Raw genomic sequence first — 22,073 nt, 5'->3', positions numbered from 1 at the left:
CAATTCCTTTTTTATTGTTTAGGTTGAGGTATTAATAATGGTCAAAAAGGCAGTACTGGCTTATTCAGGTGGTCTGGACACTTCAATATGTGTCCCCCTGCTTAAGGAAAAATACGATTGCGATGAAGTAATAACCGTAGCAGTGGACGTAGGCCAGCCGCGGCAAGATGTCGAGGAGGCTACCGAAAAGGCACAGGACATCAGTGATCTGCATTTTACCCTTGATGTCAGGGAAGAATTTGTAAATGATTATATTTTCCCTCTCATAAAAGCAAACGGAGATTATGAAGGGTATGTAATGGGAACATCCATTGCCCGCCCCCTTATTGCTAAAAAGGTCGTGGAAATCGCAGAAAAGGAAGGGGCTTCGATCCTTGCCCATGGCTGTACCGGTAAAGGTAATGACCAGTTGAGATTTGAGGCTGTGTTCCGTCTTACCGATATGGAGGTTGTGGCTCCGATGCGTGACATGAACCTGACACGTGAATGGGAGATAGAGTATGCAAAGGAACATGGCATTCCTGTATCTGTAACTACTTCCAAACCCTGGAGTATAGATGAGAATATCTGGAGTCGCAGTATCGAGGGTGGCAAACTGGAAGATCCGGGCTATATCCCTCCTGAAGAGATCTACAACTGGACCGTAGACCCGGCCCAGGCACCGGATGCACAAATCATTGAAATCGGTTTTGAGAAAGGTGTTCCTGTATCCCTTGATGGTAGAACCATGGATGGTGTAACTCTTATCGAAAAGATGAACAGGATCGCCGGTTCCCATGGTGTCGGAAGGACCGATATGATAGAGGATCGTGTGCTGGGATTGAAAGCCAGGGAGAATTATGAGCACCCTGCAGCAACAGTTTTACTAACTGCCCACAGGGATCTGGAAAAACTTGTGCTTACTCGCTCTGAACTCAAGTTCAAGGCTATGGTGGATGCTGAATGGTCCGAACTTGCCTACTTGGGCCTTGTGGATGAACCCCTGTATGAAGACCTGAATGCCTTCATAGATTCCACACAGAAACGTGTTACAGGCACTGTGACTGTGAAGTTGTACAAAGGCAATGTTTACATTATGGCCAGGACTTCACCCAATGGTTTGTATTCCGAGGATCTTGTGTCCTTTGACAGCAAGGTCATAGACCAGAAGGATGCTGAAGGTTTTTCCAAATACCATGGCTTCCAGGCACGCCTGTATCGCAGGTTTGTTTCCAATAAATAATATTTGTGGAGGACTTAATGTCCTCCCCAATTTAGATTGAGGCCTACCACTCCAATTACCACAAGTATTATGGATACCATTTTTACTGCCGTGGCAGGCTCTTTGAACCAGAAGATACCAATAGCTGTGATCATTGCAGTCCCCATTCCGGCCCAGATTGCATAAGCTATGCTTACATCTATTTCTTTTAGGGCAATAGTAAACAGGGCAAAGCTGATACCATAAAACAGGAAAATCCCTATAGAGGGCAATATATTGGAAAAGCCATCAGATAATTTCATGCAGGTGGTGCCAAACACTTCAAAAATTATGGCTCCTATCAGATAGATATAACTCATAATTCTATTTTGTAGTTATACTTTATAAATAGGTTCATTCCTCTAAGTGCATAAGGATTAATAGAGAAGGCATAGGTATCCTTTCCTATGCCTTCATTATCGTACCCCACCGATTATAAACCCGCTCGGGTCCCACCCCGTCAGGTTATGTTGAGAGAAGTTTTCTCCCAATCACCACATAACCTAATCAGATGCTTTGGTATATAACATAACCTCTCTTGATTTTTAGATATCAATATAATATTATAGTCCCATTGAAAATTACAAAGAGATATTAAATTCACCGTAGGAAATACTTATCCGAAAATAGCTTACAGGCAATATTGATATTGTATATAGACCAACATGTCTGTAACATTTAAACCTTTTGGATTTTTTAGAAGTTAGATTTGAAAAATAGTTGATATTTAGTTGCGATAAACCAAAAGTAGATTGAGAACATGGATGCCCAACCATGTTCTCATTTAACCCCCACTCCATGTATCAGCCGTAGTCCCCCAACTCGGCTGATCCAGCCCGGAACAATGCTGCACAATTCCCGGACAATTCCTACATTCTCATGGACAAATATAACACAACCGGCTTAAAATCCGATAAACACTTCTGATATTTGTAAAGGCTTAAAAATTTCAAAGCCTTATTAATGATTTATATCACTCTTGCTTTCTTGATTCGATAATCTCCAGACTGCGACGAAGCATTACTTCTCCCAGGAAAAGCAACAGGGCAGCCAGGATGAAATACATCTTCCAGCTGACAGGCTCCATGCGACTCTGGAGGGAGTTCTGCCGGGCATCGGTAAGGAGATTTGCCCTGGCTTCCTTTTGGCTGTAGGCCTTACCGCCATTCCCGGCAATAAGAGAAGGTAATTCTTCATTAAGACCAACGTCCCTGTACTCAATGGCATAATTCACAGCAATTGGATAACCACTCACATAATGCATCCCGATTGTTTTCGGAAATATCTGGGCTTCATAGGTGTTTTTCCCCACAAAAGCCAGTTCCAGTTCATCGCCCCTGTATGTAAGTTCCGGAACTTTCTCATCATACATTGTAAGAGTAATCGTTGCAGGTAGCCCGAACCATGTGTCCGGTGCTTCCACAACCGCACCTTCTTCGGGCTGTGGGTTGGCTATAGCCCAATTTAAGGTTGCTGATATCAACTGTGAGTTGTTACCGGAATACATCTGTGAACTCCAGCCTCCATCCTTGCCATTATCTGTGGTGATCGAAGCAACTCTCCCAAGTCCGTATCTCCATGTGGTTATAACAGGTTTATTCGAAGCATCAACAAGCCTGTTGGCTCCGGGTTTTGGAGTGACATCATTGTAGCCGGTTATATTTGCTTTCACATTTGAGTTCTGGGTTATGAAATGTGATGGATTGGATTCGGAAAGTTGATAAGATGAAGTAGATTCACTTTCATTTGATGGTGGTGGTTCAATAGATTCATCTGAGATAATATTGGCCCGTTGCCCTGCATCCAATTTGAAGTAATTATTGGTTGAACCTTCTACATTTTCAACAAGATTTTTAGCATATACATTACCTAACTCATCTTGCTGGGAGGGGGCTGAAGACCGAATATGAACAAAATAGAAGTTCACATTATCTTCCTTCAGGTCTGAGGCGATCTTTAGGCTTTCTTCATAGGAATCTTCTATACCTCCGTCAGAGATTATTACTAGATCCAATGTCCCAGTTTTTGTATTAAGCCATTCCTGTGCAACTTCAAGGCCTTCATGTAGCAATGTCTCACTGGTGATACTTGGCCTCAATTGACGCATTTCTTCTTCCAGTGATTCCCGATTACCCGTTGTACCAAGATACTTCAGCCCACCAGAAACATCATGCCCTTCCTTACCAAAAGCTATGATCCCCATGTAGGCCCCTCTTAGTTCCTCCTTCTGGACCAGATATATTGCATTACCCAGTATCTCTGAAAGAGTGTCGTGCTTTTCAGTACTCGGAGAAATATCAAGCACTAAGACAATCTGTCTCCCCCCCTCTCCAGGCATCGGTTCGGAAGTTACCGGTAATATATCTTCAATTGAAGAATTCAGGTAATCCCCGTATTCGTAAGAGCGCTCCCCTCCGGTAACAACAACTCCTCCTCCATTGGATATATATTGCTTCAGAACTGCCACATCTGATTCGGATATCCTGTTGCCGGGTATATTATCGATTACCACAGCTTTTTGTGAATCCAGATCAGATATATTGGAATTGGTAGAGGTGTCATAAAGGTTGTATAGGATATTGGAGAGAGGCGAATCCGGTTCATCAGTTATGTACTTTACTTTGGGTTTTGGTACCACGTAAACCGATTTAAGGAACTCGTTATTGATATCATCGGCTTCATCTGCCTGTGTGCTCAGTTCAATTTTGATCTCATGTGCACCCAGATCATTGAATTTATAAGGGATTTGATAGCTGCGTTGCCTGCTGCTCTGTGTGTAGGTGCCGCTGCGTATCAATTTATCATCCGCAGAGGCCTTGAAAGTATATTCCACAGGTACTTCTTCAGCCTGTGAAACAATTATTTCAAACCGGTATTCATTCCCTTTTACTGCGGTCTTGTCACCTTTTACCTGAATATTGAGATCGTTTGATTCAAGTTCCGGTGTAACTGCATATACAGTGGAACCTATATTTTGTGCAAAATCCAGCCCTTCTTCAAGGTTTTTACCATAGTTATTGTTCCCGTCAGTCACCAACACGACCTGGTTCTCACTGCTGGCATACTGCACCACAGCATCCCCCAGGGCGGTTCTATCTCCTGTCAACCTGACAAGACTGGTCGGGGTTTTGGTGGTAAGGCTTTCATAGAGTTCATCGGCCACTCCTTTTTCAAAGAGCTGCATACTATTGGTTTCATCCGAAATAATCACAAGTTGCGGGTTTTCCTGCTCTGTTACCTGGCTTACCAGCGTAAAGGGAGAAGCAATGGCAACTATCAACAGGGACAGGACAATTGCCCTGGAAATGAGCAATTTTTTGTTACCACCCTTAAGCATAAGGTATAGAGCTCCTGCCAGCACGGGTAATATAAATGCAAGTATAATGGGTTGTTCAAAGGAAAGCATCACAGTTCACCCCGGTTGCGTATTATCAGGATTTCAAGTATTGCCAGTAGTATAGCCAGCATTATCAGGTAATTGTCCAGATAGTTCTTTGCCTCATAACTATCCTGACGGACGATATCAGGGCTGTCCCTGTTCTGGTCAGAAACACGTTCCATTACCTCCGATCCTTGCCTGGTAGTATCCGATTCCCGGTCACTGTACAGGTTGACCGCCACGGTGCGTCCTCCGATCTTATATGTCCCTACCTGCTCGAACAAAACCTTCTGTGTGGTTATTGTACCGGTGGGTGTCTGTACTGTCATTTCCCGGGCAAGAGAGGTTATATCCCCCGTCTCCAGATTATAGTCGCTTATATCACCGCTGCCACCGAGCCAGGCTGTAAGTTTTGCCCAGAGCACCGGATATTCGGGCAGGTTGTGGAAATTGTTCCAGGGATTATCGAGTTCATCATTGGGGTCGCCCAGATCATCATTGAAGCCGAAATATACCAATGTCCCGTCTCCCACAGACCAGTGAGCAAGTAAAGGATCTCCCTGCTCAGTCGCAACCAGCACGGTCGCATCATTGCGTGGTGTGGCATTGAGATACCTGTACATGGCAATCTCGTTGAATTTCACGTCATCGGTCAGGCTTGAGGACTGGACAACTTCCAGATCGATACCCAGAATATCCTGTGGTTCAGCTACATTACCGGGTATAACCGGAAGCATACTCTGGAATTGTTCTGTGGCATTGCCGCCTGTAAGCATCTGGCTGGCCACAACCACTACCCGGCCACCATTGTTTAGGAAACCGTCAAGTCTTTCCACCTCACTGGATGTAAGGGAGCGGTTTTTCAACCCGATGACCATTATCCTGTAATCATCGGTTGAAGAAGGAATCCCTTCGGCCGTAGAAATATCCACAGAAGCCAAGGTCGAGAGAGCAATCTTTGATGGTAATTTTTCCTCATCAGAAACAAACAGGGTCTTTGTATCCGATTGGGTTGGAATTACAACATATGCATTGTTGTCCGCAGGCAAAGTATCCTCATCTGCAATTGTTACCGAAGTAATACCGGAAGATAAGGGATTCACACGAAACTGGGCCGTATCCGAGGGCCCCACATTAAGAGAGCGCTTTACTGAACCGGCCGGGTTTGCAATTTCTATATCAACCCTTTCTGTAAAGTCATTATAATTCTTGACAACACAGGTATAAACGTAATTACCGTCTTCAGTGTCTATCCAGCCATCTATGATTCCCACATTGCCCACTGCTGAGCTTACATCAACAAAGGCAGTATCAATTCCATAGGACTGGGCAAGTTGTTTTGTAGATACCGGATCTTCTCCTTCCCAGCTGGCAAAATCGGATATCACAACCATTGTACCGCCTCTCTGTGAAAGCAGTCTCATACCTTCAGACATTGCCCCTGAAAGGTCAGCAACTGTGGCAGTAGGTTCGATACTGTCAAGTGCATCGGATGCTTGCGATGAACCTGTGTTCTCAACAACAATTTCCGGACTGCTTTTAGCCAGTATTACACTGTTCTTCTTGCTGAGATATCCCCCGGCCAGGCGTGTTGCATCATCAAACCGATTACCTGCCTGCATACTTGCGGAGGCGTCAATGACAATTACAGTATGTTCATCACTCAGATCTTCCTGAGAGGTATAAAATGGCGCTGCTGCAGCGGTGGAAAGCAGTATAAGTACAAGCAGCTGGATAAGAAACAATGGATCCTTCAGCAGTTTCCTGATTGATGAAAAACGTTTTTTCTGCTTTTCCACCTGCATTAAAAACATCAGGGAGGGTATACTGAGCTTTACGGGTTTGGGCCTGAGAAGATAAATTATTATTAAAGGGATCACACTTGCAAGAGCGGCAAGGGCCGTTGTGTTATCAAAAGGTATTACCATCGCCTCCTGCTGTTTAGTGTTTCAAGGAAAGCCTCAAAGATCGGTTTATCGGTTGAGAACTGGTAAAAGTCTGCTCCTGTATGGTCACAGACTTCCTGTATCCTGTAGACATGCTCGTTGAGCAATTCCTGATAGCTCTTCTGGAAATTCTTGCTGACATAGGTTTGCAATTCTTCACCACTTTCCATATCAGTCAATTTTGCCAGACCGTCTATTTGCAGATCCTTTTCAGTTTTATCCATTAACTGTATCACAATGAGTTCATGAGCGGAAAGCCTGTATATAGCGGATTCAATGGATTTGGGGTCATCCAGGAAGTCAGAAATTATTATTACAAGGGAGCGTGAATGTATAGCTTTTTCGTATTGTTTTACACATTCTTCAATAGATGTCTTGCCCCCGGTTTCTGCTTCTGCCAGTCTGTCGATAGCCCTGAGAAGGTATTTCCTGCCACGTTTTGGCTGGCTGAAACTTACATCGGTGGCAAAGGTCGAAATTGCGAATTTGTCATTATCTTTTGTTACAAGATAAGCAAATCCGATAGCAAGCATCGCTCCATATTCGAATTTGGTAGGCCCTTCAGATGAATATTCCATACTGTTGCTTGCATCCAGCAGGATATGGTTTGTCAGGGATTTACTTTCCTCAAATTCCCTTACATAGAGTTTTTCAGTACGTGCATAGGCATTCCAGTCAATGGTCCTTGGTTCATCTCCCCAATGATACTCCCTGTATCCTCTGGTATCCAGTCCTTTTCCACTGTGGATTGAGCGACGGCTACCGGCGTACACACTGGATACTCGCTTGCGCACCATAAAGGAAAACCTGTCAAGTTCCTTCAGGAAACTAACATCAATGCTATGTCTTTTTTCAGTCATTGAAGGGGCCCTTTGTTATTTGTGGGAAAGCTCATTCAGTTCTTTTGATGATCTCACCAATAACCTTGTCCGGCGTAATTCCCCTGCGCTCAGATTCGAATGTTAGCATTATTCGATGCCTGAGTATTGGATAAGCCATTGTATCCACATCTTCCTTGCTTACATAATTGCGCCCGTGAATAAGTGCACGGGCCTTGGCTGCAAGTATCAATCCTATAGAGGCACGGGGAGAGGCGCCGTATTCCAGATGTTCTTTCCAGTTACGTGTTGTCATAACGACTTTGATAGCATAGGCCTTTATGTCCTCGGCAATTGGTACTTCCCGGGTCAGGCGTTGCAGTTCCAGCACCGAACTTTTCTTGAGGACCCTTTGCACTTCAGGCACATCCACCATGGTATAACGGCGCACGATTTCCTTTTCCTCATCAAAAGAGGGATAATCAAGAAGAATCTTGAGCAAGAACCTGTCCAGCTGGGCTTCTGGCAGAGGGAACGTACCCTCCATTTCTATAGGGTTTTGCGTTGCTAACAGGAAGAAGGGTTTGTCCAGAATAAATGTATCATTTCCTACAGTAACCTGTTTTTCCTGCATTGCTTCAAGCAGGGCTGACTGGGTTTTAGGGGATGCCCTGTTTACTTCGTCTGCAAGCACGATATTGGCAAAAACAGGTCCTGCTTCGAATTTAAATTCTTTGTGCCCGCCGCTTTCCTCTATAAAATGAGTACCTGTAATATCTGCAGGCATCAGGTCAGGAGTACACTGGATTCTACTGAATGTCAGGTCCATGACCTTTGCAATTGTGGATATTGTAAGGGTTTTTCCCAGACCTGGATTACTTTCCACAAGTGTATGCCCATTACACAGGATGGAAACAATAATCTGTTCCACTGTTTCTTTCTGTCCCACAATTACCTTTGAAATCTCATTGAAAAGATTGGTAAAAATATCACTGGTATTACGGTAGATATCCGCTTCACCTGATTGAGAACTTTCGTTCATACAATTACTCCTTATATATTATCTGGTTAATTCTTCAAAATATGATTTGATGATTGGCTCATACCCTTGCGGCAGTTCTTCACGATAAGCCGGAGCTGTCATCTGTCCGATTTCATAGGAAGAAGAGGGTTTAAATTCCGGCTGGGTTTCATCTTCTTCCCCCGTAGGTGTAAAGCCGGATTCTGATCCCGGCGGTATACTCAGGTCCACTTCTTCACCTTCCACCACGACTACCACCGGTTCACCTGTAATATTCTCGTTTCCTGCCTCATTTCCTTCTCCATTAGAGGGGAAATAATCTTCAGGTGTATCATCATTGTCGGGAATTCCCGGAATGTTGTCAATTACTTCTTTCATTCCTTCGGGAGTTATGTCTGTGCGAAAATCTGAATATATAACTATGCCAAGGGTTGAGGAAGTGAAAATCAAAAGGATAAGTATTACCTTGAGTTTTTTCCTGTCAAGAAAAGCAGATGAATGAATTTCCTTTGTACTTTCCAGCACTGAATAAATCAAATCATTGGCTATAATATTGCTGAGTTTACGGTTATCGTAGGCTGTCCGAAGCCTTTCTTTCAGGACCGGATATTTCTCTTCTGCCAGTAAGATAACTGAAGTGCTCTTTTCTCTTCTATAGAGCAGTAAAGTTATTGTCAGGGAAATTCCAATTGAAATAAGAAGAAGTGCAATGGTTGAAAATGAAATTGTCAATGAAGCAACATTATAACTTTTTTCGGCATATAATTCCAGTGCTCTTACCAGTCCAAATGCATTTTCCATGTTTACCAGAAGCAGGACAGTATAAATAGCAAGAGTCAGGATGACAAATTCTGCCAGTTTAAACAACCGCTGGTATTTGCGAACAGCATTTTCCTGCCGATGAATGAATTTTTCAAGATCCTCTGCCCCGGTCATTGAATTTCACTCTTCCATATAACTCTGGTAGGAACCCAGATTCTTTAACATATAAACGTTCTGATTCAAGTTATCAAGTGCTTCTTTTACATCGGAGTCTTTTATACTTCCATTCATATCGATATAAAACACATAATCTCCCAGGGACATTTTGGAAGGGCGTGATTCAATCCTTGTCAGATTGATGCCTCTTATAGCAAATTCACCCAGCATCTCATAGAGGGCACCGGGGTGGTCCCTGTCAAGATAGACGATAATTGAAGTTTTGCAGTCACGTGTGCAGGTCTGAATCCTCTGGTCTTGCTTTCTGGCAATTACTACAAACCGGGTGAGATCAGGTTTCCAATCCTGTATGTCTTCTGCAAGAATGTCAAGCCCGAAACTTTCAGACGCCTTTCTGGAAGCAATAGCAGCCATTTCCGGAAACTCCGTTGCAAGTTTAGCAGCATGTGAAGTGCTACCTGTAGTCCTGATTTCGACATCCGTGTAATTCTTCCGGATAAAATGGCGACATTGTGCCAGTGCCTGGGGATGGGATAGAATTATTCTTATGTCCTCTTTCTTCCCCCTTGATAGCAGACAGTGATGGATATGAATCACAACTTCTCCAATGATTGAAAATTCATGCTCCAGCAGCAGGTCAAGGGTAACCCCGACAGATCCCTCTATAGAATTTTCTATTGGTACAACACCATAGTCTATAGAATTATCCTGAAGAACTTCAAATACTTCTGAAATGTCCTTCAGATATGAAATATCCGGATTCGTTCCAAGGTGTGCTTTCCATATATTTGCAGCTTTTTCAGAATATGAACTTTCAGGCCCCAAAATGCCGATTTTCATTGACTTTTATAGAGGACTGATATTTAAAATAATTTGTGATAAAATGGCATATAGATATCTGTCTCCCACTCTTGTAAAAACTCATCAATTGCGCATTATCCTGAAAATTATTGCCAGGCCTGTGAGATTAATAACTCCTATCAAAACCCCTCCCACAAGGTGCATGTTGTTTTCCGGGGACGCAGTAGAGTCCTGTTTTTCATCTTTTTCCTTTATTTCAATTACCCTGTCATTTTCGATAGATAGTGTTTCCTTGTATGTCTCACCACTGCTATCAATCACTGTTTCCAGAGTGTATTGTTTATTTTTCTCCAGACCGGTTATGTAGTACATGGAATCATTGCTTCCAGAACAAACTTCTTTACCACTGTTGCTAAGTTTCATACTGGTAATTCCCGGTGACACGACCTTTAGCACCGCATATTCTTTCAGGTTTTTTTCCCTTCCCTCACAAAAAGCAGGTCTATCAGCAATGCCAAGCGTACTCAGAAGAATTGGTGCTACATCTTCCTGACCAATCGTTTCCTGGATTCGTTGTTGTTTAATATTGGGGGACAAAATTATCAAGGGTACGTTGCGAACCTCATTTGCAGAAGCATACTTCTCTGATTTTGCCCCTCCTCTTGATTCAGCATCAGGAAATGCCATCCCATGATCAGATGTGATAACCAGTGCCAGATTGTTTTCCCGGCATGTTTCATAAAGGGGCACTATCATGGAATCAAGGTTTTCAATACACTGGCCATAACCTTCATAACCCCTGTAGAGTCCTGCTGTGTCAAGCGCGGCAATATTGACGGTTATGAAGTATTTTGTATCCCTGCCTTCCTTTTCAAGGATATTGATAGAGTCCATTGCTGCATCCAGGGCCAATTTATTGTAGGCATAATACCTCTGGATGGAGCCGGAAGGTGTACTTTCCACTCTGGACAGTGCCCGGGATGCATGTGTCTCAAACTCTTTTTCAAGAAGTGGCAGGACATCTATTTCCCTATTCCCGGATACCGAAACCTGCATTACAGGTTCATTTATTGAATTGGTTGTGTCATGGATAACAAGGTCATTTTCTGCAACTACTTCTTCGGAATCACCTCTCTCAAGTACCCCAACTGTCAGGTATCCATGTTTTCTGACAACATCATAAATACTGGCATTATCATAACCTACCATTGTGTCATCTGCATCCCTGTTACCTGTCATGATAACATTGTGTCCGCTGTTACCTTTCAGCGCAGGGACATAAACAGAATCAAAAATCACAGCCTGATCATATATATATGGAAGATTTGACAACCCGGGTTTTTGGAGAACGGAACCATCGATTGCTTTTACATCCCGCTCAGGATTTATATATCCATTGCCAAGACCATCAACTATCAGTACCACTACACCATCAGGAGTATTTGTATTTCCTGTTTCTATAAATGTTGCACATCCGGCCGGGTTTATTGTTATGCATAACAATAATAATAGGAGGGGGAGTATTTTCCCACTCTGCCAAATTTGCCTTCTAGAATATATCATCAGGAATAAAAATATAGATTCATATTAGTATTTTATGCCATGATGTTTTATTTTTATGTTGAGAGTTGTTTTCCAGTTTACTATTATATAAAGGTATTTCTTATTTTTTAGTATATTGGATTCTAATATTTTCTTCAATAAATAATCAATATCAATAAACACGTTTAGTTTATAAATGCTTTAGTATCTATTTAAGGTAACAAGTATTTTTATATATTAGTTTATAGTACACTCAATTCAATTTTAGTATATAAGTATTTTGTTCATGGTTATCTATTTTTATATGACATACAGGTAATATTATAATAAAAACAATATCAATAGCCATTTTTTAAAAAGCAATTAATGTTTTGTTTTTTGATTGACTTTTGCAAAACTTATATATATATCATATATGCAATAAAAACCTTTATATAGCATAAAATTGCAAATTTAATTGATCATAATGTGCCTCAAACTATGGCACATACTCATAGATTGGAGTGTTGAAAGTATGTCAGAACTGACTCAAAAAACCAGATTAACGAATGCTTTAAAGGGCGAGTCTGTAGACAAAGCCCCGGTTGCCTCTGTTACACAGACTGCAACAGTAGAACTCATGGAAATGACCGGTGCATCCTGGCCAGAGGCTCATTCAGATGCTTCAAAAATGGCAAAACTGGCATTGGCATCCCATACTGAAGCCGGGCTGGAAGCTGTAAGATATCCATTTTGCCTAACGGTCCTGGCCGAGGCCATGGGTTGTGAAGTGAACATGGGTACCCAAAACAGACAACCCTCAATAACCGAACATCCCTATAAAAAAGGAGTTGACGATCTCAAGATGCCTGATAACCTGGCTGAACTGGGCAGGATTCCTGCAGTAGTTGAAGCTACAGGCATCGTGAGGGATAGTGTAGGTGAAGATGTCCCTATTATAGCAGGAATGGAGGGACCGGTTACCCTGGCCTCAGATCTAGCCAGTGTCAAGAAATTCATGAAATGGTCGATCAAGAAGCCTGATGATTTTAAGACCATCCTGGATTTTGCCACTGATGCATGTATCGAATATGCCAATATCCTTCTGGATAGTGGAGTAGATATGATATGTGTGGCAGACCCGGTTGCTTCTCCTGACCTTATGAATCCAGCCACATTCAATGATACCCTTAAACCCTGCCTTTCAAAATTTGCAGAAGCTGTTGATTGTGTAAAAATACTGCATGTATGTGGAAATGTAACACCAATCCTGGATATGATGGGAGATTGTAAATTTGAAGGCTTGAGTATTGAGGAAAAGGTAAAGGATGTAAAGGAAGCCAAAAAGACAGTTGAAGGACGTGCTACACTTGTTGGTAACGTTTCCAGTCCTTTCACAATTCTCAGCGGAACTCCTGATAAAGTAAAAGAGGAAGTAAAAAAGGCCCTGGATGATGGAATTTCTGTAGTTGCCCCTGGCTGTGGTATTGCTCCAAATTCACCTCTTGAGAATGTAAAGGCACTGGTTGAAGGAAGAGATGAATACTTTTCCTGATTGTATAAGGGGTGCCTGATAGCATCCCTCTTTTAATTAAAAGAGGTGGTTATATGAAAGTGGGAGTTGCTATTGATCTTGGAACCAGTGGTTTCAGGGCTCAGAAAATAGATATTGAAAGTGGTGAGATCCATAAAACCGTGATTACCATGAATAACCCTCTTCCGGGAGCCAATGTCATGGATCATTTGGATTTTGCCATGAATTATGGACAGGATCTTGCCCACGAACTAGTAATAGGTGCTTTCCGGAACATTCTTGAGGAACTTGGGATTCATTCATCTCCTGATAAAATCGCGATTTGCGGAAATCCTATCCAGTTATCCCTGTTTCAGGGAATACCAATTGATGATCTTGCATATGCGGGACAGAGAAAAAAAGCAAAATATAACATAAAAGAACAGGAACGCAAAGCATCTGTTGTAAAAAGTATCTTTATTCCGGGTCTTGAAGATCTTGATAATTGCAGTGTTGTTATTCCTCCTGCAATCAAACATGAAGTGGGAGCTGATGCTCTTGCACTTATTGTCAAATCCGGTATGCTGGACAATGCAGATATTTCAATTGCAACGGATTACGGAACAAATGCCGAGATGGCTTTGAAAGTAGGAGATGTAATATATACAGGCTCAGCTGCAGCTGGACCGGCCCTGGAAGGACAGGAAATCACAGATGGTACGATTGCTAGGCCTCATGCGATATCTGATGTGACCTTTGAAGATAAAGCACTACGTAACTATGTCCTTAATGATGAAATGGATACTGTACAGGGTGACCTCGTAAAACCAGACGATGGCACGGTAATAGATAAGGGAGACATAGAAGCACATGGTATTACAGGAACAGGTGTAATTTCTTTAATTGATGAAGCTATTAAAAATGGTCTTGTAGTACTCCCAAAGATCAACCTGAAGAACAGTGTCATCCAATTACAGGATGGAATAAAGTTTAACGAACATGATCTTGTAGAAGCTGGCAGGGCGATTGGGGCTATAAGGGCAGGTCACATAACTCTTTGTAATGCTGCCGGAATAGGAATGGAGGATATACAAACTGCATATATGTCAGGTGCTGCAGGAACCTATATGGATGCTATTAAGGCGCACAATATTGGCATGATCCCTTATGATGTAGGTCAAATTAGCCAAATTGGGAACACCTCCCTGATAGTTGCCAAAGAAATTTTGCTCTCTGAGGACAGGTTATGGGAATTGCAGGAAATTGCAGAGGAAATCGTTGGAACACATGTCATGTTTGCTATGGATGATGCATTTAAGGAGGCCTACATTCTCGAACTTTCTTATTGGGGAGAAGGCATGCCTTTCAAAGTCCTTAAAAAATACCTGAAGAAAAAGAAACTACCTACAATCGATGTCGTAAAATCGGTTCCTGCTGTTGAAAAACGTGTAGTGAAAGATATTCCTGTACTGGGAGAAGAAGGCCTTCACGTTCTTGATAAGGTTGGAACGTATCTTACAATGGTCATTGAAGGCTGTGAAACCTGTCATAAGTGCGTCCAGGTCTGTCCTAATGATGCCCTTTCTATGGAAGATAACAGAGTAATGATACGTACTGATCTATGTGATGGCGCTCATTGTCAGAAATGCATACATGCCTGTCCCCATGACCTGTTTAAATGGGAAAATCTGGATGTTATGATGCAGGAACCATCAACGGAACAATAATCTATGGAAGGTTTGAGCGAATGAAAGTACTCGTTGTGGGAGGATTTCTAGGAAGTGGAAAAACCACTACAATCCTCCGCATTGGTAAATATCTCGGGGAAAAGGGTCAGAAAGCTGCTATAATAGTAAATGAAATAGGCGAAATTGGAGTTGATGCTGATATCATCTCCAGTTATGGTTTTGATTCCATAGAGCTCACAAACGGTTGTGTATGTTGTACTCTCAAAAGAGATATGAGGTATACCGTAGATGAAATTTATAGGAAAATGAAGCCGGATATTCTACTTGTTGAACCTACAGGTATTGCATTTCCTGCTGTAATAAAAGAAGATATCATGCTGATGAATTTGAAAGATGTTGAGTTTGCACCTCTGGTTACAGTAATTGATGGCAGCCGTTTCAAGCAAATAATGAAAGAAACGAAACAGTTTTCCAAAAGACAGATCATTGATGCTGAAATCCTGGCCATCAACAAAGTGGATTTAATAGAAGACTTGTATATACCGATAGTTGAATCTTCAGTTCAGCAGATGAATCCGCAGGCACATACGGTTCGTTTTTCCGCGAAAAGCAAGGATGAAGAGTTTGCAGAATTCATTAGTGGACTATTAAGTGATGAAACATCCCTTGAAGTCGATAGAAGGAAAGGAAGTATTGATAAAAGCCCCGATGCAGAAGAAATTATTGCAGATAGTGGAGAAAATTCGATAGAGTATTCAAAAATGGCCACTTATGCATCTGAATACAGTCTAAATCATGATTATCTTGAGTCTGAAAAAGCCCAATCAATAGTCTCAAACCTGATGGAAGGTCTAAAAAAAGAGATAATCGTGATGAATCCGGATTTTGTCGGTCACATGAAAGTGATTTTGCAAGCCGGTACCGTAAATGTACGTTCCAGTGTCACAGGAGCCGAAGAAAAACCTCAAATTGAAACAATAGAATCATATTCTTCTAAGCCTTCTGTCAAGATTCTATCTGCAATTTCAAATGTTTCCCGTTCGGAATTAATGGAACTTGTGGATTTCTTTGTCAAGGAAATTTTCACAAATCATGGTATTAAAATAGTGAAAACTGCTGTCCATAAGCACAACCATGACAGTCACAACCACGAAAATCACAATCACCCAGAAGATGTGTAAATGTAATTATTGCTAAAGGATATGCTCACACCTTATGAACACGAATCATCGATTGGAGTGAAGGAAGCGAGTCTTAGATGTGAGCATATTACCAATGAAAAAGGATATATATATTAGTTACGCAATCCTCTTATATACATGAGATTGATTTGCATTGTATTATATTAATTGTCGATGTATTGGCAGGAACATTATGGAAAAACCTACTTTTAAAGAAGGGCAAATTAATCTTGAGCCCGCATTAGACTTTCTGGACATCGGTATTCTTTTACTTGATAGTAAATATAACATAATATATTTAAATTCCAAAATTAGCAGTTTTTTAGGAATTACAGAAAACCTTTATGGAAAATCAGTTTTTGATATTGAAATATGGCCCTTTACCAAAAAAGAAATTGTTCAGTCCCTCAACAATATCCCTTCACAAACAGAATCAACTATTCATTCCATTGAAGATAGTGAAGGTGAAGTCTACAATTTTACAGCTCATTACTTGAACCCTGCTTTGCCTGATTCACCTGCATTTATACTTACACTTGAAAAACATCCTTTTTCTGAAAACGAATCTGAAAAATTTGAAGATCTGCTCTCCATTTTCACATCGGGCATTTCTGAAGGAATAATCATAATTCAAGATGAGCAAATCCAGTTTGCAAACCGCAAATTCGGAAAAATTGTTGGTAAAAAGTGGGATGAAATAAAAGGTACAAATTTCCTGAATTATTTTCCTATACAATATCGGAGGATGTTGTACAAAAAATATACCAAACGTATTGAAAAAAAAATATACGGGGAAATGACATATGAGGTCGAATTACTGTCAACATCAGGTAAAGTCACTCCTTTCGAACTTTCATCATCACTTGTTGAGTATGGCAATCGACCTGCAGTGATGGTCATATTTCGGGATATATCAGCTAAAAGGCAAGCAGAAGAGCATCTCAAAGAGGCTGAAAAGAAATACAGATCAATCTTTGAAAAAACACCTATTGGAATTGTTTATTTTGACAGGAAAGGCAGGATAAGTAACTCTAATGAAGCCTTCAATTATATATTTAAAACTTTTATTGCTGAAAAGGAAGAACCTGAAATTTTTGATTATATTCCTGATAAAGAAGCGTCTGACCAGATAAAAAAGGTGCTTTCCGGAAACGCTCTTTCTTACAGGGGAGAATACGATATTAACACTCAATATTCATCCAAATCTATAAAACTTACATGTAACTCCTTGCTTCTGGATGGGATTTTACAGGGTGGGATAGGTATCTTTGAAGATATTTCCCTGCAAAAAGGTGCTGAAGCCACTCTTCAAATGAACAAATCCCGACTTGAAGCCCTTTTAAAATTAAATCGGTTGGAAGTTTTTTCTTTCGATGAAATAGCTCGTTTCGCTCTTGAACTTACAGTTGAATTTACAGACAGTGATTGTGGCTATCTTTGCAAGATGGGAAAGGATAGCAACCCTGAAAAAATACTGTATACTCCTGATACAGAATATCTGGAATCATTTGTATCTGGAAGAATTGAAAATCTTGATTTCAAAGATCGAAAATCCAATGTTATGGATGGGGGAAAAACCGTTGAAATACCTCTTTTTGAAAATAAGCAGCTTGTAATTGTTGCAGGTTTTAGAAGGAATATAGCCTTCAAAGAAATGGAAATAAATCAATTAGAACTTTTTATACAGGATATATGGACTACAATTAAACATAAAATGGCCGAGAAATCATTACGTGATTCTGAAATCAAATATTCTTCCCTTGTGGAAAACGGCAATGACGCAATAGTTGTAATTCAGGATGGTAAACTTAAATTTGCAAATTCGATGTTTTGTGAATTCGTGGACAACGATTGTGATTCAATACTTAATACAGATTTTAGGAATTACGTTGCTGAAGAATATCACCGTATGGTGACTAAAAAAAACCAGCAGTATATACAGCAAAAGGAGATGTCTCATTCCAGAGATGAAATTGAACTGGTTACAAAGAACGGCAAGAAAATACCTGTAATAGTAAGCACATCTGTAATCGACCATGAAGGCAAACCTGCAGTAATGGCATTTATAAGTGACATTACACAACAAAAAGAAAAAGAGAATAAACTTCTTGAAACGTTTAAAGTCCTTAAAGTGCTTCAATCTGTAATTCGTACCAGTCCTGCAATAGTTTTCTTTTGGGCCCCGGAGGAAGATTGGCCGGTGGAGTTTGTATCTGAAAACATTGAAAATTTTGGTTACAGGGCCGAGGAATTTACTTCCGGAAAATTACAATATGGGGACATTATACATCCCTCTGATCTCGAGTATGTCCATCAGAAGCTTGCAAAATATTCAGATGAAGGATTGTCAGATTACAATATTGAATACCGTATAATCACAAAAAAGGGAGATGTGCGCTGGGTTGAAGAACGAGGTTCCATCCAATATGAAAAGAGCGAAATAAGCCACTATCAAGGTATAATCCTTGATATTACTGAAAGAAAAAGAGTAAATCGTTTTTTAGATATTGATACTGATATTGGGAATTTCCTGACACCCACCGGTGATATGCAAGAAATGTTTGATCAGCTACTAGAGCTGGCTCTTCATATTGAAGGTGTGGATGCAGGTGTTCTTTATATTGTTGACAAATCCAGTAAAGACCTTAATATTGTAGCTCATCGTAATATTTCCGATGGTTTTGTTGAAAAACATTCTACAATTGAAAAGGATTCACTTAGGGGAAAATTCCTGTCAGTACAGTATCCCGTGTATAAACTTTATTCTGAAATCTATCCCTTCTCTAAATCCAAAAAAGGCAAGGATAACCTTCTGGCAACAGCCATTATACCTGTAATAACCAATGATAATTTATCTGCAGTATTGTTTTTGGCATCCCATAAAAATTATGAGATTCCATATTCCATACGTAACTCGCTTGAAACTGTGGCAAACCAGATAGGTTCTGTGCTTGACAGGATTGAAAAAGAGGCAGGTATTCAGAAAAGCCAATATGATTTACAGGTACTCTTTGACACAATATCTGAGCTGATTTTTGTGGTAGATCCAGAAGGCTGCATTCTTTATTCCAATCTTAATGTTACAAAAACCCTGAAATATTCCAAACAGGAAATAACAGGTATGAATTTTATAAAAATTCATTCCCATACTCAGGTACTTGATGCTGCAAAAGCCTTTAACGAAGCACTCAATGGTAACAAACAGAAACATTTGTTCACTTTGATGGACAAAAATAATAATCTAATAAATGTCGATACTACATTGCAAAGGGGGGAATGGAACGGGAATGATGTAGTCATAGTTGTCAATCGAATTGTTGAATGACGATAAATTCATAAATTATTAATGCAGATGCATAGTAAACTAAAGGAATGCAAGCAAAGTGGGGCAAAAATGATAGATATCAATCCTAAAAATACTTTGATACGCTACAACATATTGGTTGAAAGTGATATGACTCCTGAAGAGGTGGCAGAACAGCTGTACCCCACAGACCCCCATATTCGTCAGGTCGTCAAAGCTGTTTTTGAAGGCGATGAAGATGAAGTTGTCGCTGCTTTGCAAAATACAATTGATTCTGGAGTACCCCCTCTTACACTTATAAACGATGCTCTAATGGCAGGAATGGAAGTGGTATCCACACTTTATGATTACGGGTTGCTGTACCTGCCGGATGTTATTATCTCTGCCCAGGCAATGATTGAAGGTATAGAATATTGCAAGGAACAATCCAAACAGACTCATGAATCAAAGGGCAAGATTATTTCTTATGTTGTAGAAGGTGATATTCACGACATTGGGAAAAAGATTGTAACTGTTCTTTTACGTGCCAATGGTTATGAAGTTATTGACCTTGGAAAAGATGTGCCTGTTGAAGAAGTTGTGGCCGCAGCCAAAAGAGAGAAACCCATCATGCTTTCTGGAACCGCCTTGATGACCACTACAATGCATGCTTTCAAAGACGTGAATTCGCGACTGCTGGCAAGTGATATAAATGTACCTGTAGTCTGTGGTGGTGGGGCTGTAACCCAGGACTTTGTTTCTGATTATGATCTAGGAGTATATTGCGAGGAAGCTGCAGACGTACCAAAAATTGCAGATTCCATCCTGCATGGATTGGATATAAGGAAATTAAGGGATACTTTCCATAAACACTAAGGAGACCTATATTATGTCTGTTAAACGTTATTCTTCCATGGAATATGACAATTTTGAAGACCTTCTTTTTGGCCACTCAAAATATCCTGTGAAAACCGGTCTTGATCTGGAAATTGGTGCTGGATATACTACTGCTGAAATCAATTATGCTCCCCGGCCGGATGCGGCTGAAAATAAGGCAACGCTTGTAAATGAATACGAGCGTATTACCCGTGACATTATGGAAAGGATGGTCCAGGTTGGTTTCCCATCAGTCGTACTTGAAACCGAGCACGTTCAGCAGATGACCAATAACCCAACCTGGGGTGGAGAAGTTGCAAATGCTCAAAAAGCAATCATGGAAGAGTACCATGATGAATATGGCATCAAATGTGCCCTCAGGCATACAGTTGGTGATGTCCGGGGAGATAGGGAAAGCATTGACCTGCGAGGAGATGCTTATTCCCGAATTCTTGAGTCATTTGAACAAGTCGCTTCTTCAGGAGCGGATATGTTGTCGATTGAATCCCTTGGAGGTAAAGAAGTATTTGATCATTCTATCCTGAGGAATGACATGCGGGGAGTTATCTTTTCAGTTGGTATACTTGGTGCTTTAGATGTTGAATATATATGGAAAGATATCTGCAATATTGCAAAGAAAAATAAAGTAGTACCTGCAGGCGATACGGCCTGTGCACAGGCAAACACTGCAATGTTTGTTGCAGGAGGGCTGCTTGACTTCAAATTATCCCATAGTGTGGCATCTGTTGTAAGGTCAGTTTCTGCATCAAGGTCTCTTGCTGCATATGAAGCAGGTGCAATTGGTCCGGGCAAGGACTGTGGTTATGAGAACATTATTATTAAGGCAATTACCGGTTACCCTATTTCTCAGGAAGGCAAAGGTTCTACATGTGCCCACTCAGATCTGATGGGCAACATGGCCATGCAATGTTGCGATCTCTGGTCCAATGAATCTGTGGAATACCGGGGAGATTTTGGAGGAACCACTGTACAATGTTGGGGTGAAACCCTTTCTTACGATTGCAGCATGATGAATACGGCATTGGAAGCCGGAGTTGGTAAAACCCTGCGTGATGTGTTAATGGTTTCAGACAGATACAGGGATCCACAGGCATTCATACTATCGTATGATAATGCTTATCGTATCGGTGAAGTAATAACTGCCCATCCGGATGATTTGTACCTGAGGGCAAAAGAGGCAGGTATGAAAGCTTGTGAATTAATCGAAAGTGGTTCCGAAGGATTCCTGGAGTTATCCAAGTTTGAAAAAGCTACAATAAAGAAAACCTGGAATGACCTGAAATCATTAGACGAAAATATGGAATCTTTTATTTGTAATTGCCTGGATATTTATTCATCTGAAGTGGATACTTTTAACCCATCAAATTATGGCCTTTAATTTTTCTAATTTTAACTACTAATATTGCTTTTTTAGAGTTCTCCTATATATAGTTATTTCTATCTATTCTATCATAATTTAATTGTTTAGAATGTATTTTTGAAAACGCTATGCTGCAAATTATGTATATTTTCAATTATTTTTTATGTTCATTTTATTGTAAGTATCTATTTATATGATTCATCCAACCAGTTCTTTTCATTATGCTATATAAGTATTATTATAACTAATAATCTCTATTTTTTGAATTCATACAAATATAATCAAAAAAAAGCAATCAATCAACGTATTTCTTACTATAAAAACTAATTGATTTGAATTTAAAATAATAGACAACATTTATATATAACCACCAAACAGTAGAAATGTTTATATAAGATTATATCACACTTGAATATGAGGTTTGATTAAACCTCACAATAGATTGGAGTTGGGCCAATCGCCATCAGGCATTGACCCTGGATATAT

The 22,073-nt window shown here is 40.5% G+C and carries 15 protein-coding genes; 7 read left to right on the top strand and 8 right to left on the bottom strand.

All coding sequences use genetic code 11. The features are described 5' to 3' along the window. Nucleotides 1-37: 37 nt before the first annotated feature. Nucleotides 38-1,222, top strand: a complete 1,185-nt coding sequence (locus BHR79_RS08850) for an argininosuccinate synthase (RefSeq protein WP_072561983.1) — start codon at nt 38-40, stop codon at nt 1,220-1,222. A 14-nt stretch (nt 1,223-1,236) separates the two neighbouring features. Here BHR79_RS08850 and BHR79_RS08845 read toward each other — a convergent pair whose 3' ends face one another. The 8 genes from BHR79_RS08845 to BHR79_RS08810 all read right to left on the bottom strand — a co-directional run bounded on the left by BHR79_RS08845 (nt 1,237) and on the right by BHR79_RS08810 (nt 11,569). Continuing rightward, nucleotides 1,237-1,560 (bottom strand): DMT family transporter, encoded by a 324-nt coding sequence (locus tag BHR79_RS08845; RefSeq protein ID WP_072561982.1) that lies wholly within the window; start codon nt 1,558-1,560, stop codon nt 1,237-1,239. 653 nt (nt 1,561-2,213) lie between these two features. Continuing rightward, nucleotides 2,214-4,646 carry a vWA domain-containing protein gene (locus tag BHR79_RS08840; RefSeq protein WP_083433078.1) on the bottom strand — a complete coding sequence of 811 codons (2,433 nt, stop codon included), beginning with the start codon at nt 4,644-4,646 and terminating at the stop codon, nt 2,214-2,216. Further along, on the bottom strand, nt 4,646-6,547 hold the full coding sequence (locus BHR79_RS08835) for a vWA domain-containing protein (protein WP_234970407.1): 1,902 nt from the start codon (nt 6,545-6,547) through the stop codon (nt 4,646-4,648). The genes BHR79_RS08840 and BHR79_RS08835 overlap by 1 nt, the downstream gene beginning before the upstream one ends. Then, complete coding sequence (locus BHR79_RS08830) at nt 6,541-7,425, bottom strand: DUF58 domain-containing protein (protein ID WP_072561980.1); 885 nt, start codon at nt 7,423-7,425, stop codon at nt 6,541-6,543. The genes BHR79_RS08835 and BHR79_RS08830 overlap by 7 nt, the downstream gene beginning before the upstream one ends. A gap of 31 nt (nt 7,426-7,456) precedes the next feature. After that, nucleotides 7,457-8,425, bottom strand: a complete 969-nt coding sequence (locus BHR79_RS08825) for an AAA family ATPase (protein ID WP_072561979.1) — start codon at nt 8,423-8,425, stop codon at nt 7,457-7,459. An 18-nt stretch (nt 8,426-8,443) separates the two neighbouring features. Further along, entirely contained in the window at nt 8,444-9,340 is an 897-nt protein-coding gene (locus BHR79_RS08820) for a DUF7502 family protein (RefSeq protein WP_072561978.1), read from the bottom strand. Nucleotides 9,341-9,346: 6 nt separating this feature from the next. Continuing rightward, nucleotides 9,347-10,183 (bottom strand): prephenate dehydratase, encoded by an 837-nt coding sequence (gene pheA / locus BHR79_RS08815; RefSeq protein ID WP_072561977.1) that lies wholly within the window; start codon nt 10,181-10,183, stop codon nt 9,347-9,349. Nucleotides 10,184-10,267: 84 nt separating this feature from the next. Then, nucleotides 10,268-11,569, bottom strand: a complete 1,302-nt coding sequence (locus BHR79_RS08810) for a sulfatase-like hydrolase/transferase (protein WP_169818163.1) — start codon at nt 11,567-11,569, stop codon at nt 10,268-10,270. A 631-nt stretch (nt 11,570-12,200) separates the two neighbouring features. Here BHR79_RS08810 and mtaA point away from each other — a divergent pair. The 6 genes from mtaA (at nt 12,201) to mtaB (ending at nt 21,605) form a co-directional block, all read left to right on the top strand. Beyond that, nucleotides 12,201-13,220 (top strand): methylcobamide:CoM methyltransferase MtaA, encoded by a 1,020-nt coding sequence (gene mtaA / locus BHR79_RS08805; RefSeq protein ID WP_072561975.1) that lies wholly within the window; start codon nt 12,201-12,203, stop codon nt 13,218-13,220. Between the two features lie 53 nt (nt 13,221-13,273). Further along, the gene (locus BHR79_RS08800; protein WP_072561974.1) at nt 13,274-14,905 is read left to right on the top strand and encodes a methylamine methyltransferase corrinoid protein reductive activase; all 1,632 of its coding nucleotides are present in this window, start codon (nt 13,274-13,276) and stop codon (nt 14,903-14,905) included. After that, nucleotides 14,857-16,047: a GTP-binding protein gene (locus BHR79_RS08795; RefSeq protein ID WP_234970406.1), complete on the top strand. Its 1,191-nt coding sequence runs from the start codon at nt 14,857-14,859 to the stop codon at nt 16,045-16,047. Before BHR79_RS08800 ends, BHR79_RS08795 begins: the two co-directional genes overlap by 49 nt. 193 nt (nt 16,048-16,240) lie before the next feature. Next, entirely contained in the window at nt 16,241-19,372 is a 3,132-nt protein-coding gene (locus BHR79_RS08790) for a PAS domain S-box protein (RefSeq protein ID WP_072561973.1), read from the top strand. 69 nt (nt 19,373-19,441) lie between these two features. After that, nucleotides 19,442-20,206, top strand: a complete 765-nt coding sequence (gene mtaC / locus BHR79_RS08785) for a methanol--corrinoid protein MtaC (protein ID WP_072561972.1) — start codon at nt 19,442-19,444, stop codon at nt 20,204-20,206. Nucleotides 20,207-20,219: 13 nt separating this feature from the next. Further along, the gene (gene mtaB / locus BHR79_RS08780; protein ID WP_072561971.1) at nt 20,220-21,605 is read left to right on the top strand and encodes a methanol--corrinoid protein co-methyltransferase MtaB; all 1,386 of its coding nucleotides are present in this window, start codon (nt 20,220-20,222) and stop codon (nt 21,603-21,605) included. Nucleotides 21,606-22,073: the final 468 nt, after the last annotated feature.

This window comes from Methanohalophilus halophilus (assembly GCF_001889405.1).
Taxonomy (GTDB): domain Archaea; phylum Halobacteriota; class Methanosarcinia; order Methanosarcinales; family Methanosarcinaceae; genus Methanohalophilus; species Methanohalophilus halophilus.
This window is presented reverse-complemented; position numbering and strand designations above follow the sequence as displayed.